Annotated in this window: 14 protein-coding genes; 10 read left to right on the forward strand and 4 right to left on the reverse strand. The window is 68.6% G+C overall.

Going from position 1 to position 13,806, the window contains the following annotated elements:
- Positions 1–172: 172 nt before the first annotated feature.
- Both ACYVDN_RS13430 and ACYVDN_RS13435 read right to left on the reverse strand, forming a co-directional pair.
- Positions 173–712 (reverse strand): GNAT family N-acetyltransferase, encoded by a 540-nt coding sequence (locus tag ACYVDN_RS13430; protein ID WP_460572466.1) that lies wholly within the window; start codon positions 710–712, stop codon positions 173–175.
- Positions 713–733: 21 nt separating this feature from the next.
- Positions 734–1,657, reverse strand: a complete 924-nt coding sequence (locus ACYVDN_RS13435; RefSeq protein ID WP_460572468.1) for an aldose 1-epimerase family protein — start codon at positions 1,655–1,657, stop codon at positions 734–736.
- 104 nt (positions 1,658–1,761) lie between these two features.
- Here ACYVDN_RS13435 and ACYVDN_RS13440 point away from each other — a divergent pair, with 104 nt between their 5' ends.
- From ACYVDN_RS13440 to ACYVDN_RS13480, 9 genes are all read left to right on the forward strand, one after another.
- Positions 1,762–2,463: a YoaK family protein gene (locus tag ACYVDN_RS13440; protein WP_460572470.1), complete on the forward strand. Its 702-nt coding sequence runs from the start codon at positions 1,762–1,764 to the stop codon at positions 2,461–2,463.
- 266 nt (positions 2,464–2,729) lie between these two features.
- Entirely contained in the window at positions 2,730–4,484 is a 1,755-nt protein-coding gene (locus ACYVDN_RS13445; protein ID WP_460572472.1) for a glycosyltransferase family 39 protein, read from the forward strand.
- Positions 4,481–5,257, forward strand: coding sequence for a polyprenol monophosphomannose synthase (locus tag ACYVDN_RS13450; protein WP_460572474.1), 777 nt, complete (start codon positions 4,481–4,483; stop codon positions 5,255–5,257). Before ACYVDN_RS13445 ends, ACYVDN_RS13450 begins: the two co-directional genes overlap by 4 nt.
- A gap of 141 nt (positions 5,258–5,398) precedes the next feature.
- Positions 5,399–5,914, forward strand: coding sequence for a YbhB/YbcL family Raf kinase inhibitor-like protein (locus ACYVDN_RS13455; protein ID WP_460572476.1), 516 nt, complete (start codon positions 5,399–5,401; stop codon positions 5,912–5,914).
- Between the two features lie 86 nt (positions 5,915–6,000).
- Positions 6,001–7,539: an MmgE/PrpD family protein gene (locus ACYVDN_RS13460; RefSeq protein WP_460572478.1), complete on the forward strand. Its 1,539-nt coding sequence runs from the start codon at positions 6,001–6,003 to the stop codon at positions 7,537–7,539.
- A 251-nt stretch (positions 7,540–7,790) separates the two neighbouring features.
- Positions 7,791–8,918 carry a citrate synthase/methylcitrate synthase gene (locus ACYVDN_RS13465; protein ID WP_460572480.1) on the forward strand — a complete coding sequence of 376 codons (1,128 nt, stop codon included), beginning with the start codon at positions 7,791–7,793 and terminating at the stop codon, positions 8,916–8,918.
- A 237-nt stretch (positions 8,919–9,155) separates the two neighbouring features.
- Positions 9,156–9,704 (forward strand): acyl-CoA thioesterase, encoded by a 549-nt coding sequence (locus ACYVDN_RS13470; RefSeq protein WP_460572482.1) that lies wholly within the window; start codon positions 9,156–9,158, stop codon positions 9,702–9,704.
- Between the two features lie 136 nt (positions 9,705–9,840).
- Positions 9,841–10,806 carry a DNA-3-methyladenine glycosylase family protein gene (locus ACYVDN_RS13475; protein ID WP_460572484.1) on the forward strand — a complete coding sequence of 322 codons (966 nt, stop codon included), beginning with the start codon at positions 9,841–9,843 and terminating at the stop codon, positions 10,804–10,806.
- A 73-nt stretch (positions 10,807–10,879) separates the two neighbouring features.
- Positions 10,880–11,257, forward strand: coding sequence for a hypothetical protein (locus ACYVDN_RS13480; protein WP_460572486.1), 378 nt, complete (start codon positions 10,880–10,882; stop codon positions 11,255–11,257).
- Here the strand turns inward: ACYVDN_RS13480 and ACYVDN_RS13485 are convergent.
- On the reverse strand, positions 11,254–12,114 hold the full coding sequence (locus tag ACYVDN_RS13485) for a siderophore-interacting protein (protein WP_460572488.1): 861 nt from the start codon (positions 12,112–12,114) through the stop codon (positions 11,254–11,256). The genes ACYVDN_RS13480 and ACYVDN_RS13485 overlap by 4 nt on opposite strands.
- 54 nt (positions 12,115–12,168) lie before the next feature.
- Positions 12,169–13,059 (reverse strand): SDR family oxidoreductase, encoded by an 891-nt coding sequence (locus ACYVDN_RS13490; RefSeq protein ID WP_460572490.1) that lies wholly within the window; start codon positions 13,057–13,059, stop codon positions 12,169–12,171.
- Positions 13,060–13,210: 151 nt separating this feature from the next.
- Between ACYVDN_RS13490 and ACYVDN_RS13495 the strand changes: the two genes are divergently transcribed.
- Positions 13,211–13,774 (forward strand): TetR/AcrR family transcriptional regulator, encoded by a 564-nt coding sequence (locus ACYVDN_RS13495; protein WP_460572492.1) that lies wholly within the window; start codon positions 13,211–13,213, stop codon positions 13,772–13,774.
- Positions 13,775–13,806: the final 32 nt, after the last annotated feature.

Genomic DNA, 13,806 nt, shown 5'->3' on the forward strand with positions numbered 1-13,806 from the left:
TGTCACTCGGGGCGGGTTTCGAGACGCGCCGCTGCGCGGTGCTCCTCAACCAGCGGCAGGGGGGCGCCAGGTCGTTCTGCAGGCGGTGGTCCTCAACTAACGGCAGGGAGGCGCCAGGTCGTTCTGCAGGCAACGCTCGTCAACCCGCGGGAATCGCCTGGGGCCTTGTCGGCTACAGATCCTTGCGGTAAAACAGCGAGTCGCCGTAAGCGGCGTCGGATTCCACTCGATCGGTCTCGACGAATCCGAGTCGGTCCGCCACATGGCGAGAGGGCGCATTCCACTCGCGGATGGTGGCCCAGAGGCGTCGAAAGCCCGACTCGCGAGCCCAGTCGAGCACCGCCGACGCTGCCTCGGTCGCGTATCCCTGGTGCCAGGTTGCGCGAAGGAACTCGTAGGCGAGCTCCGGCTCGTCATCCTGCCCGTGCATGTTCGGGATCAGCCCGCAGTAGCCGATGGCATCGCCAGATCCCCGTCGTTCAGCGACCAGCAGGCCGACCGCAGGGTCGGTGTCTCCTTGCCGGATGTGCTCCTCGAGGTCCTCGATCGTCGGATGCCCGTCCGCATCGATCCTGCGGTGAGGAGGCACCCGAGGGTCGCGTTCGATCCACAACTCGCGCTGCACAGCGGCGTCGCTGACACGCCATCGCCGCAGCAGCAACCGCTCGGTCTCGAGGACGACCTCGCCGGGGGAAGGACGTGAGTGGTTCATGGGCGACCGGATCTCAGCCCGTCAGAGCGCGCGGATGCTCCAGCTCGCCGCCGTCGTCTCGCCGGGCTGAAGAACGATGAGGTCCGTTCCCGAGTTGAACGCATCCGGAGGGCAGGTCATCGGCTCGACCGCCAGGCCTACCCGGTGGAAGGAGGGGTCGGGATGATCCGCGGTGTGGATCTGCACCCACGGGCACGCGGCATCCCACTGCATGGTGACGCCGTGTCCGTCTGCGGCACGCAGTTCGACGGATGCGACGCCCTCGACATCCCTGCTCAGTGTCGTGAACGCGTGGTCGATGAAGACATCCGCGATGGGGCGAGGTGCGCGAAAGTCGAAGTCCCCGCCCTGCTCGGTCGCGACGTCGGCGACCGCGATCGGCGCCAGCCGGTCGGGCGTGACCGTGAGCACGCTCGACGCCGGGAGGGTCAGGGTCCAGTCGTCGACACGGCCGCTGCCCGCCACGAGATACGGGTGGGGTCCTGTGCCGAACGGTGCGGCATCCGCTCCGGTGTTGCGCGCGGTGACGATCGTCGTGAGGCCATCGTCGTCGAGCCGGAACAGCACGGTGATGTCGACGCGGTGGGGGTAGCCCTGCTGCGCCTGCACGGTCGCGCCGAGCTCCACGAAATCGTCGCCGCGGTCGACCACCCGGTAGTCGAGCCAGGAGCCGAGCCCGTGCAGAGCGTTGCCGCGCTGCGGCTCGGTCAAGGACAACTGCTCCTCGATACCGGCGAAGGTGTACCGGCCGTCGACGACACGGTTCGGCCAGGGCACCAGCGTCGTTCCGCGGAAAGCAGGCCTGATCTCGTCGGCGTCGAAGGGCACGACGAGATCGCGGCCGGCGAAGGTCAAAGAGCGCAGCGACGCGCCGACGGTGGCGATGGAGGCACGGTACTCGCCGCGCGCGAGGTCGATGGATGTTCCGGAGAGGGGGATGCTCACCGCCCCATTCTCTCGTACGGCCGAACCTCCTGAGAGCGCTCCCGCGCAACCCGGCCGACCCACCTGTGGTGTGATCGTGATGCACATCGACGAGGAGGAACAGCATGGCGAAGACGTGGGGTCTGCACGAGAGGACGCATCTCGGGCTGATGCTGGCGCTGACGTTCTCCACCGGTGTGGTGGATGCCGTCGGCTACCTCGGCCTCGACCGTGTCTTCACCGGCAACATGACCGGCAACGTCGTCATCCTCGGCATGGCGCTGATCGGCGGCGACAACCTGCCGATCATCGGCCCCATCATCGCGCTGGTCTGCTTCATCGTCGGTGCTGCGGCCGGCGGACGTGTGCTGCGGCGAGTGGATGCCGGATGGACCCGGCTCTCGACGACGATGTTCGCCAGTGTGGGGACCATGTTGCTGGCGGCGGCCGTCGTGCTGTTCGCTGCCGGTACGAATCCTGCGCAGGGGGTGCAGTGGACGGTGACCGGCATGCTCGGACTCGCCATGGGTGCGCAGGCGGCGACCGCCCGACACATCGCCGTGAAGGACGTGACGACCGTCGTCGTGACGTCGACGCTCGCCGGACTCGCCGCCGACTCGGTGTTCGGGGCGGGAAAGGGCCAGCCGTGGGCGCGGCGGGCCGGGGCCGTCGTGCTGATCGGACTCGGCGCCGTCGTCGGGGCCACGGCCGTTCACGCCCGCCCGGCGATCGGACTGCTCGTCTCGGCCGCGATCGTGCTGGTGGTCGCCGCATGGGGGCACGCGGCGACGGGCGGGCCCGTGCCAGCGGTGTCGACTGAGCTGTGACGCCGCTTGCGGGTTTCGAGACGCGCCGCTTCGCGGTGCTCCTCAACTCACGGTGGACGCGCCGCTTCGCGGTGCTCCTCAACCCACGGTGGACGCGCCGCTTCGCGGTGCTCCTCAACCCACGGAGCCTCTGAAGTGATGCACAGGTTCCACACGTCTGTGAAGAAGTTCACGTCCGGTTCACGCCCAGCCGGGGGAACGCCCAGCGGCTCGCGTTGACCTGAGTAGGGCATCCATTCGGGTGTCGAATTCAGGCGGGAGACGCGGTGATCGGAACCGACGTGCGCAGTGCGCAGACGGATGGCGCGCCCGCCTCCGCGGTTCGGTTCTCCACCCATGAATCGCGGATCGACAGGGGCCCCGCGGGTGGTCCCGGCGGTCTCTCGAGGTACCGTCTGCCGTTCGTCGCCCTTGCAGCAGGTGTGATCGCGTTCGTCGTCTCGTGGTGGGGATCGTGGATCCCGTCGTTCTGGGGCGACGAAGCGGCGAGCATCATGTCGGCCGAGCGTCCGTGGGCATCCCTGTTCCGGCTCTTCGGGCGAGTGGATGCCGTACATGGCGCGTACTACACGCTGCTGCACATCTGGATCGACCTGTTCGGCGCGACCCAGTTCTCCACGAGGCTCACGAGCGCGCTCGCGGTAGGGGTCGCTGCGGCGGGCATCGTCGTGCTCGTGAACCGATGGGGCGGGATGCGGCTTGCGGTGACATCCGCCCTCATCTTCGCCGTGCTGCCGCGCACCACCTACATGGGCGCCGAGGTGCGCTCGTACGCGCTCAGTACGGCGTGCGCGGTGTGGCTCACCGTGCTGTTCGTGCACCTCGTGACCCGCAGGACGACCAGGGTTCTGCCGTGGGTCGGGTTCGCGGTCGCGTTCGCTGCGTGCATCTACGTCTTCCTCTACCTCTCGCTGCTCGGCCTCGTCTACGCGGCGACGCTCCTGTGGGTCGGTCGCGGCCGCATCCGTGCGACTGCGCTCGCCGTGTTCGGCAGAGCCGCCGAGGTGTCGCCAGACACAGCCGCGCTCGCAACCGTCGTGAAGCGTTGGATGGCTGCGACGCTCGGCGCCGCCGTACTGGCCGGGCCGGTCATCGTGTTCGCGTACCGCGAGCGCGGTCAGCTCGCGTTCCTCGGGCGCAACCCGGCGGTGAGTCTTCGGAACCTCGCCGTCTCCCAGTGGTTCGACACCGACACGCTGCTCGCCGTCGTGGCGTGGCTGGCGCTGGCCGGCACCGTGGCCTGGGGGGCGGTCGTGCTGGTGCGCAGACGGCACACCCTGTTGGCCAGCGTTCCGGACGCCGCTGCGAGTCACGACAGCACCGTCCTCCCCGCGCTCGCCGTGGCGTGGGCCGTGATCCCGCCTCTGGTGCTGGTCGGCCTGAACTCCTTCGTGCCGGCGTACACGGTTCGGTACACCTCGTTCGTGACGCCTGCCGTTGCCGTGCTGCTGGCGATCGGGCTGAACGGCGCAGCGGGGTGGATGGCGCGCCGATGGAACAGCCGAAGCTCGGTCATCCGTGCCCTCGCTCTCGCGGTGGGCGTCGTCTGCATCGCGGCCATCGCCGCGCCGACGTACCTCGGGCAGCGCGGACCGTACGCGAAGGACGGCGGCAGCGACTGGGCGCAGGTGGCCGCGACGGTGCAGGCGCACTCGACGCCGGGCGACGACATCGTCTTCGACGAGAACGCGCGGCCGTCGCGCAATCCGCACAGGGCGCTGCACCTCTACCCGGAGCAGTTCAAGAACGTGGTCGACGTGAGCCTGAAGACGTCGTACGTCGACACGAACGGGCTCTGGGACAAGACCTATTCCATTCCGGATGTCGCGTCGCGACTGAACGAAGGGAACGGCCGGGTCTGGCTGGTGGAGTACGTCGGCCCGGATCGCAATGGCGTCGTGTCGTCCGCCGGCATGCACGCCAGGATCGCCCAACTGCAGGCACTCGGGTTCGGGGTCACCCACACCTATCGCTTGCACAGGGACGATGTCTACCTTTTAACGAGAGGATCATCATCATGAACGTGGCCGTCATCATCCCCACGTACAACGAGGTCGAGAACCTCGCATGGATCGTGGGGCGCGTGCGGGCATCGGTGCCTGAGGCATCCGTGCTGGTGGTCGACGACGGCTCCCCGGATGGCACAGGAGAACTCGCCGACGAGCTGGCGGCAGCCGACCCGTTCGTGCATGTGCTGCATCGCGCCAGCAAGGAGGGCCTGGGGGCCGCGTACCGTGCGGGCATGCGGAAGGCGCTGGCCGACGGCCACGATGTGATCGTCGAGATGGACGCCGACGGATCGCACAGACCGGAGCAGCTTCCCGACCTGCTGGCGGCGCTCAAGACCTCCGACGTCGTCGTCGGCTCGAGGTGGGTGCCAGGCGGCGGCGTCGTGGACTGGCCGCTGTCGCGCCGCATCCTCTCGCGCGGTGGCAGCGCGTACGCGCGCTTCGCGCTCGGCATCCACGTGCGCGACATGACAGGCGGATACCGCGTGTTCACCGCCGACGCCCTCGATCGCATCGACCTCGACGCTGTGCTCAGCCAGGGCTACTGCTTCCAGATCGACATGCTGCGGCACGCGCACTCCGAGGGGCTGCGCATCTCGGAGGTGCCGATCACCTTCGCCGAGCGCGAGCGCGGCAACTCGAAGATGTCGCTCGGCATCGTCGCAGAGGCCATGCTTCGGGTCACCGCCTGGGCGATCACGTCGATCCCCTCACGCGTGCGTCGAGGCGGCAGGGCGGTCGCTCCCGTCACGGACCCGGTCGAGAGCCACCCCACCAGCGTCTGACACTGGCACGAACCGTGTGTCCGCGCTAGGTGAGCCGCTCTCTGAGGCGGCGGCGCGTACGGCGCAGGACCCGGCGGCGTAGGGTGCCAACTGCGGCACGCCCGGCGGGGACATGCCGCGAAGCAAACAGGGAGGACCCCAATGGCCGAAGACCCTTATGAGCGGTTCGGAGCCGTTCCCTCGTTCACTGTGACCAGCGAAGACGTGGCGGACGGGCTTCCGATCGTCGTCGATCACCGGGCAAGCGGGGGCAACACGTCGCCGCAGCTGTCGTGGAGCGGGTTCCCGGCCGGCACCAAGAGCTTCGCCGTGACCATCCACGACCCGGATGCCCCCACCGGCTCCGGCTTCTGGCACTGGGCCGTGTACAACCTTCCGGCATCCGTCACCTCGCTCGAGCGTGGTGCGGGCAGCGCAGGCGGATCGCTGCCGGCGGGTGCAGCTCAGCTGAAGAACGAGTTGCGCCAGATCGGCTACACCGGCGCAGAGCCGCCCGAGGGCACCGGAGTGCATCGCTACTTCGTGGTCGTGCACGCGGTGGATGTCGAGCAGCTCGCCCTCGACCCGGAGTCGACGCCTGCTGTGCTCGGTTTCAACCTGCACTTCCACACGCTGGCGCGCGCCGTCATCGTGCCCACCGCGTCGTTCGCGGACTGACGCGGACCGCGCAGACTGACCCCGACCGACCGGCACGGCACCCGGACGGGTGGGCGTCGGAGACGGTGGACGGTAGCGTTGGACGGGTGAACATCACCACTGTGCGCACGCACCGCAGCGATGAGAACCTTCCTCGCACCGAGCAGCTGGCGTGGAAGCTCGCGGAGGTAGCGACCGACCCGGTCGAGGTCTCCGACGAGGTCGCCGACATGATCGTCAACCGCGTCATCGACAACGCGGCCGTCGCGGCGGCGTCGCTGCTGAGGCATCCGGTCGTCGCCGCACGGTCGCAGGCGCTCGCCCACCCGGTCTCGGTCGGCGGCAGCGGATCGAGCGTCTTCGGAACGGATGCCTCACGTCGCGTCAGCGTCGAATGGGCGGCCTGGGCCAACGGCGTCGCCGTGCGGGAGCTCGACTACCACGACACTTTCCTCGCGGCGGAGTACTCGCACCCTGGCGACAACATCCCGCCCGTCGTGTCCGTCGCGCAGCACCTCGCAACCGAGCGCGGGCTCACCGGACGCGATGTCGTGCGCGGGATCGCCACCGGCTACGAGCTGCAGATCGACCTCGCGCGGGCGATCAGCCTGCACGCGCACAAGATCGACCACGTCGCGCACCTGGGCCCGAGCGCTGCCGCCGGCATCGGCACCCTGCTCGGGCTCGACACCGAGACCGTCTTCCAGGCGATCGGCCAGGCGCTGCACACGACGACGGCCACCAGGCAGTCACGCAAGGGCGAGATCTCCAGCTGGAAGGCGTTCGCGCCGGCCTTCGCCGGAAAGATGGCCGTCGAGTCGGTCGACCGTGCGATGCGCGGCGAGACCAGTCCGACCCCGATCTACGAGGGCGAGGACGGCGTCATCGCCTGGCTGCTCGACGGGCCATCGGGCAGCTACGAAGTGGCTTTGCCCGAAATCGGCACGGCCAAGCGCGCCATCCTCGACTCGTTCACCAAGGAGCACTCCGCCGAGTACCAGGCGCAGGCGTGGATCGACCTCGCCCGCAAGCTGCACAACGAGTACCCGCTCATCTTCGACGACCCCGAGCGGGTGCAGAGCATCGTGCTGCACACCTCGCACCACACGCACTTCGTGATCGGCTCCGGCGCGAACGACCCGCAGAAGTACGACCCGAATGCGTCGCGCGAGACGCTCGACCACTCGATCCCGTACATCTTCACCGTCGCGCTGCAGGACGGCAGCTGGGACCACGTCGCCTCGTACGCCCCAGAGCGGGCATCCCGACCCGACACCGTCGCGCTGTGGAACAAGGTGACGACGCAGGAAGACCCCGAGTGGACGCGCCGCTACCACTCGCTCGACCCGAAGGAACAGGCGTTCGGCGGCCGCATCGAAATCACGTTCACCGACGGCTCGGTCATCAGCGAGGAGATCGCCGTTGCGGATGCCCACCCGCTCGGCGCCCGCCCGTTCGCGCGCGACGACTACGTCGACAAGTTCCGCACGCTCGCGGCCGACGCACTCGAGGCAACCGAGATCGAGCGGTTCCTGGATGTCGCGCAGAGGCTCCCCGAGCTGACCGCCGAGGAGCTGCCAGGGCTGAGCTTCACCGCGAGGCACGGCCTGCTCGCCTCCGTGGACGCCCCCCGCGGCTTGTTTTAGGCCGCGGCGCGCCCGCCGCACCACCCACCACCACCACCACCCACACCCCAACCACCACCCACCACCCCAAGTGGTCGCCAGTTGTTGCGGGTTCCTCACGGGGGATTCCACACCAAGTGGCGATGACTTGCGGGGAGGGCGAGGTGGGGTGGGCGTGGGGCGGGCGTGGTGAGGTGGCGCACGAGTCATCCGTAGGAGGGATGGCCCCGACGCGTCGCATCGGCGAGACTGGCGGGGAGCAGAGGAGCAGCATGTCCGAACAGGAACCCGAGATCCACAAGGGTCTCGCCGGGGTCGTCGTCGACACCACGGCCATCTCGAGCGTCAACCCCGCGACCAACTCCCTGCTGTACCGGGGATACCCCGTGCAGGAGCTGGCCGCGGAGTGCTCCTTCGAGCAGGTCGCCTACCTGCTCTGGCACGGCGAACTGCCGACGGATGTCGAGCTCGAGGAGTTCGAGGCGCAGGAGCGCTCCCTCCGCAAGCTCGATAAGCGCACCCGCAAGGCGCTCGACGACATCCCGGTCTCCGCGCATCCGATGGATGCTCTGCGCACCGCGGTCAGCCAGCTCGGCGGACTCGACACGACGCTGCAGCAGGAGAACGGCATCCTCGATCGCACTCTCAACGAGGGGCGCGCGATCTACCTGCTCGCCCAGCTGCCGTCGATCGTCGCGTACATCCAGCGTCGTGGTCGCGGCCTCGAGCCGGTCGAGCCGCGGGAAGATCTGGACTACTCGCGCAACTTCCTTTGGATGACATTCGGCGAGATGCCGGACGACGTCGTGGTCGACGCGTTCCGCGTCTCGCTGGTGCTGTACGCGGAGCACTCGTTCAACGCGTCGACGTTCACCGCACGCGTGATCGCATCGACGTTGTCGGATGTCTACAGTGCGATCACCGGCGCCATCGGCGCCCTCAAGGGCCCGCTGCACGGCGGTGCGAACGAGGCCGTCATGGTCGCGTTCGACGAGATCGGCTCTGCAGACAAGGCGGCGGCCTGGCTTGATGACGCCCTCGCCGAGAAGCGCAAGATCATGGGCTTCGGGCACCGTGTCTACAAGAACGGCGACTCGCGCGTTCCGACGATGAAGGCATCCCTCGAGCGGCTCGTCGAGCACTACGACCGACAGGACATGCTCGACCTCTACACCGCCCTCGAGACGGCCATGCAGGAGCGCAAGAACATCAAGCCCAACCTCGACTACCCGAGCGGGCCCGCGTACAACCTGATGGGCTTCGACACCGCCACGTTCACGCCGATCTTCGCTGCGGCACGCGTCACCGGATGGACGGCGCACGTCATGGAGCAGCTTGCGTCGAACGCGCTGATCCGGCCGCTGTCGCTGTACAACGGGCCGCAGGAGCGCCACCTTTAGCTCGCCGCCCAGGCCCGGGCTCGACACGCTCGGGCTCACCGGCCCCGAGCCCGGGTATTGCGCCACTTGCGCTTGACCGCGCCAGCCTAAGTGGCGCGATAGTGCGCAAGTGGCGCGGTTGAGGCCCCCAGGATCCGTGTGGGCATTGCCGAAGAGAGTCGGGGGTCGGCGGGGACTTCTTGTCGGGCATCGACAGGTGCGTGGCGGGCAGGGGATGGTCGTGCCTAGCCTGGCCGGATGCATCTGCTGTTCCGCACGATTCTGCACGCCTGGATCTCCCGCTTCGGCAAGCACGTCGGTCACTACGACGTGGTGTCGACGAAGTTTCGGGTGCTGCCGACCGACCTGGACATCCTGCGGCACATGAACAACGGGGTGTACCTGTCGATCTTCGACCTCGGCCGGTTCGACCTTCTGCACCGCAGCGGCATCTGGCAGATCTTCACCGAGCGCGGCTGGTACCCGGTCGTGGCGTCCGAGACGATCACGTTCCGTAAGTCGCTGCAGCTGTGGCAGTCGTTCACCGTCGAGTCGCGCCTGATCGGATTCGACGAGAAGGCGGTCTACATGCAGCAGCGGGCCGTGGTCGACGGCGAGATCTACGCCGAGGGCTTCATCAAGGGCAGGTTCCTGAGGCGCTCGGGCGGCACGGTGCCGATGGGCGAGCTGTTGGATGCCGTCGGTCGGCCGCCCTCGGACCTGCAGCTTCCCGAGTGGCTGGTGCGCTGGGGCGACGACGTGAAGCTGCCGGCGACCCGCGCAGAAGCGCCCAGCGTGTGGGAGTGAATGCATCTCTTCCGCTGGTTGAGGAGCTCCGCGAAGCGGGGTGTCTCGAAACCTCGCGCCGTGTGAGGCGGTCTCGAGACGCGCGCCCTGCGGCGAGCTCCTCAACCAGCGGGGTCGGCGCGCATAGCCTGGTCGCATGACGATCGCCACCGCCGAGCCCGCACCTGTGGGTGGCGGTGTGACCGCGCCGCTTCGGTGCGAGTACCGACCATCTCGGCCGGTCGACCTGCGCAGAACGCTCGGCGTGCTCGGCCGGGGCGCCTACGACCAGACGACGATCTGGACGGCCTCCGGCATGTGGCGCACCTTCCGCACCCCTGCGGGTCCTGCGACGCTTCACCTCGCGCAGCGCGGTGGCGGAGTGGATGTCGCCGCGTGGGGTCCGGGCGCGGAGTGGGCGATCGACGGCGTGCCGCAACTGCTGGGGGCGGCGGACGACTGGAGCGCGCTCGACGTGGGCAGACATCCGTTCCTCGTCGAGGTGCTGCGGCGGAACCCCGGGCTGCGGCTCACGCGCACGCGGCGAGTGTTCGAGGCGCTGGCGCCCGCGATCATCGAGCAGAAGGTGACGAGCCTCGAGGCGTATCGGGAGTGGGCGCGCATCGTGCGCTGGTTCGGGGAGACCGCGCCGGGAGTCGCAGAGGGGATCGCGCCGCGCGAGCTGCGGGTGTGCCCGTCCGCCGAGACGTTGAGGCACGTTCCGTCGTGGGAGTGGCATCGCATCGGGGTGGACCCGACGCGATCCCGCACGGTCGTGATGGCCGCGCGCGTGGCCGAAGCCCTGGAGCGCACCATCGAAGACGACGGAGCGGCTGCCGCTGCCAAGCTGCGTACGGTTCCGGGCATCGGCGTCTGGACGGCCGCCGAGACCCTCCAGCGCTCGCATGGCGACCCCGACCAGATCAGCGTCGGCGACTACGGCCTGTGCAAGGTCGTCGGCCACGCGCTCACCGGATCGAAGACCGACGACGACGGGATGCTCGAGCTTCTGCAACCATGGGCCGGGCAACGTCAGCGCGTGGTGCGTCTGATCCTGCTCTCCGGTCGCGGCCCCGAACGGCACGGGCCTCGCGCGACGATCACCGACCACCGCTGGCGGTGAACTCCTCGCACTGCGCGGGTGAAGCGGGGCAGAAGGCTCCGTACGGTAATCCGTTATCCCCTAGCATGCGACCATGAGTTCGAAGAGCAAGCAGGGTTCGCGCCAGGGATCGCAGCACCACGAAGAAGAGGCGCTGCAGCTGAACCGTGGCCTGTGGGGATGGCTGGCCGGACTGATCACCCTCGTGGTGGTCGCCTTCCCGCTGTCGGCCTCCTTCGCCTTCGCGACCAACCCCGCGACGCGCTCCCTCTTCGGCTCTCACCTCTCCGGGCTCTCGGCCGCCGGGTTCTCCGCCTTCTGGTGGCTCCTCACCCTTCTGCTGCTCGCGCTGCCGTTCCTCGTCGGATTCGGCATCGCGAAGCTCTCGGGCAAGTGGGTCGGCATCATCGGCGTGATCATCGTGATCCTGGTGGTCGGCCTCGTGGTGCTCGGCCGCATGTTCGCCTTCTAGTCCGGATCGGACGGGTCGATCGGCGCGTGGTGGTCGAGGTTCACCACCCCGTGCCGCCAATAGCCCTGCACATCGAGCTGGTCGGGCCGCAGCCCAACCTCGTGCTTGAGGTAGCGACGCACGGGCACGAGGGCTGAGGCCTCGCCTGCCGCCCAGACGTAGACATCCTCAGGATCGAGATCCAGCGACCGCACCGACTCGAGCAGCTGCTCCGGCCCGTCCGAGCGATACAGCCACTCGACCGACGCGCGCCGTAGCTGATCCGTGCTGAGGTAGCGCTCCACCTCCTCGTCCGCGACGTCGATGAGCGCCGTGATGTCGGTGGATGACGGCAACATGTCCAACCAGCGGGTGAGGGCGGGCAGCGCGGTCTCGTCGGCGATGAGCACCACGTCGCCGACATCCTGCGGAGCCAACCGCGACCCGCGGGGACCGGCCACCCCGAGCACGTCGCCGGGATGCGCCGCGGCGGCCCACGCGGACGCGGGACCCCCTGCGGCGGCATCCACGGGTGCGATGCGCACGCCGTCCGGTGCGTGGAGCACGAAATCGATGTCGAGCTCGGCAGCACCGAACGGCGCGGGGCGGAACTGGCGCGGCGTGTAGTCGCGCGAGATGATCATGCCGCCGGTCGGCCGTCGCAGCCCGTCACCGGTCAGCTCCGGAACCGTGAGGTCACCGGTCGCCGGGTCGGGGAAGTACACCTTGACGTGGTCGGTGGGGCCGACGGCGGCGAAGTCCTCCAGCGTGTCGCCGATGAGGGTGATCCGCACGATCGACGGAGTGATCTGCTCCACGCGGTCGACGGTGAGTCGCCGAACTGCCATGTCGTGTCGCACGTGTTCGCGGGTTGCCATGCTCCGACGCTACGCCCAGGTGGGCATTCGCTACTCGACCAGCGGAGATTCCGATCAGCCGACGTAGTGCTCGGTGATGTCGGAGAGCAGGCCCTGTTCGGTGGGGGCCCATCCCAGAAGCTCCCTCGTGGCGGTGCTGGATGCCATCACATCCGCCCCGAAGAATTGGCCGAGCCACCCGAAGTGGGCGGTCGCCTCCTCGCGCGGAATCGACGCGGTCGGCACGCCGAGGCCACGGCCGATCGCCTCGGCGATCTCCTTGGTCGGGATGCCCTCTTCTGCGACGGCGTGCGTGATGGTTCCCGACGGCGCCTTCTCGAGCGCGAGCCCGACCATGCGCGCGGCGTCGAAGCGATGCACGGCGGCCCAGTGGTTCGATCCGTCGCCCACATAGGCAGCCACTCCGCGTTCGCGCGCGATGCGCACGAGCACGGCCGAGAACCCGTGATCGCCGGCGCCGTGCACCGTCGGCGAGAACCGCAGCGCGATCGGAGAGATGCCCCGGTCCGCGAAGCTCAGCGCGAACCGCTCGCTGCCTCCGCGCGGTGAATCAGGTCCGACGAACGGTGACTCGTCGTGCTCGGTCAGCACCTTGCCGGGCGCAGCACCCGCCAGGCCCGACGCGAACATGAACGTGCGACCGGTGCCGGCCAGCACGTCGCCGAGCGCTTCGAGTGCTGCGCGTTCCGTGCGGCCCGAGGCGGCAAAGTCGTCGAAGTCGTGCTTGAAACCGAGGTGGATGACCGCGTCGGCGTTCTCCGCGCCCGAACGCAGCACGTCGGGGTCGTCCAGGCTGCCGCGAAGCGGGGTGACCCCCGCCGACTGGAGTGCTGCGACGGAGGCATCCGAGCGCGCGATGCCCGAGACCTCGTGCCCGGCCGTGAGCAACTCGGTGACGACTGCCGATCCGATCCATCCGGATGCTCCGGTCATGAAGATGCGCATGATTGTCCTTCTCTCGTTGGGACTTGCTGGGTGAGGGGTTGAGCTAGTGGCGATGGTTGGGCTTTCGAGTGATGTCAGTTTCTGACATGACCGACGATAGCAGTGATGTCAGAAACTGTCATCACCGTGCCCGACGGCATAGGATCGCCACATGGGCAGATGGGAGCCGGATTCGAGCGGCAGGCTCGGTCGCGCCGCGCTCGACCTCTACTCGGAACGCGGATACGAGCAGACGACCGTGCACGACATCGCCGAGCGCGCAGGGGTCACGGAGCGCACGTTCTTCCGCTATTTCGCCGACAAGCGCGAGGTGCTCTTCGACGGTTCGCACGCGCTCGAGGAGACGATCGTGAACGCGGTGGCCTCTGCGCCCGCCGAGGATTCCGACCAGCCGCTGCGGCTTGCCGTCGAGGCGCTGCAGGCCGCTGCACCGTTCTTCGACGACCGATACGACTACGCAAGGCAGCGTTCTGCGGTGATCGCAGCGAACCCGAGTCTGCAGGAACGCGAACTGCTGAAGCTCTCGTCGATGACGGTCGGCATCGCGACGGCGCTGAGGGCGAGAGGCGTCGCGGATACTGAGGCCGATCTGGCCGCTGATGTCGCGGTGGTCGTCTTCCATCGCGGGTTCCAGCGGTGGCTCGGAGGCGAAGGGCGCAGCCTCGGCCCGTTCATGCGCGAGGTATACGAGGAACTGGTCGCGCTGGTCGAATGATGGGTCGGCGGGTCAGCGGTCGTCGATCCCTA

Source organism: Humibacter soli (assembly GCF_054779035.1).

What these genes read in the sequence shown, in the direction of transcription:
- ACYVDN_RS13470 (WP_460572482.1), top strand. Translation starts at nt 9,156, where the DNA reads ATGCATCTGCTGTTCCGCACGATTCTGCACGCCTGGATCTCCCGCTTC.
- ACYVDN_RS13430 (WP_460572466.1), bottom strand. Translation starts at nt 712, where the DNA reads ATGAACCACTCACGTCCTTCCCCCGGCGAGGTCGTCCTCGAGACCGAG.
- ACYVDN_RS13475 (WP_460572484.1), top strand. Translation starts at nt 9,841, where the DNA reads ATGACGATCGCCACCGCCGAGCCCGCACCTGTGGGTGGCGGTGTGACC.
- ACYVDN_RS13450 (WP_460572474.1), top strand. Translation starts at nt 4,481, where the DNA reads ATGAACGTGGCCGTCATCATCCCCACGTACAACGAGGTCGAGAACCTC.
- ACYVDN_RS13495 (WP_460572492.1), top strand. Translation starts at nt 13,211, where the DNA reads ATGGGCAGATGGGAGCCGGATTCGAGCGGCAGGCTCGGTCGCGCCGCG.
- ACYVDN_RS13465 (WP_460572480.1), top strand. Translation starts at nt 7,791, where the DNA reads ATGTCCGAACAGGAACCCGAGATCCACAAGGGTCTCGCCGGGGTCGTC.
- ACYVDN_RS13440 (WP_460572470.1), top strand. Translation starts at nt 1,762, where the DNA reads ATGGCGAAGACGTGGGGTCTGCACGAGAGGACGCATCTCGGGCTGATG.
- ACYVDN_RS13485 (WP_460572488.1), bottom strand. Translation starts at nt 12,114, where the DNA reads ATGGCAACCCGCGAACACGTGCGACACGACATGGCAGTTCGGCGACTC.
- ACYVDN_RS13480 (WP_460572486.1), top strand. Translation starts at nt 10,880, where the DNA reads ATGAGTTCGAAGAGCAAGCAGGGTTCGCGCCAGGGATCGCAGCACCAC.
- ACYVDN_RS13455 (WP_460572476.1), top strand. Translation starts at nt 5,399, where the DNA reads ATGGCCGAAGACCCTTATGAGCGGTTCGGAGCCGTTCCCTCGTTCACT.
- ACYVDN_RS13490 (WP_460572490.1), bottom strand. Translation starts at nt 13,059, where the DNA reads ATGCGCATCTTCATGACCGGAGCATCCGGATGGATCGGATCGGCAGTC.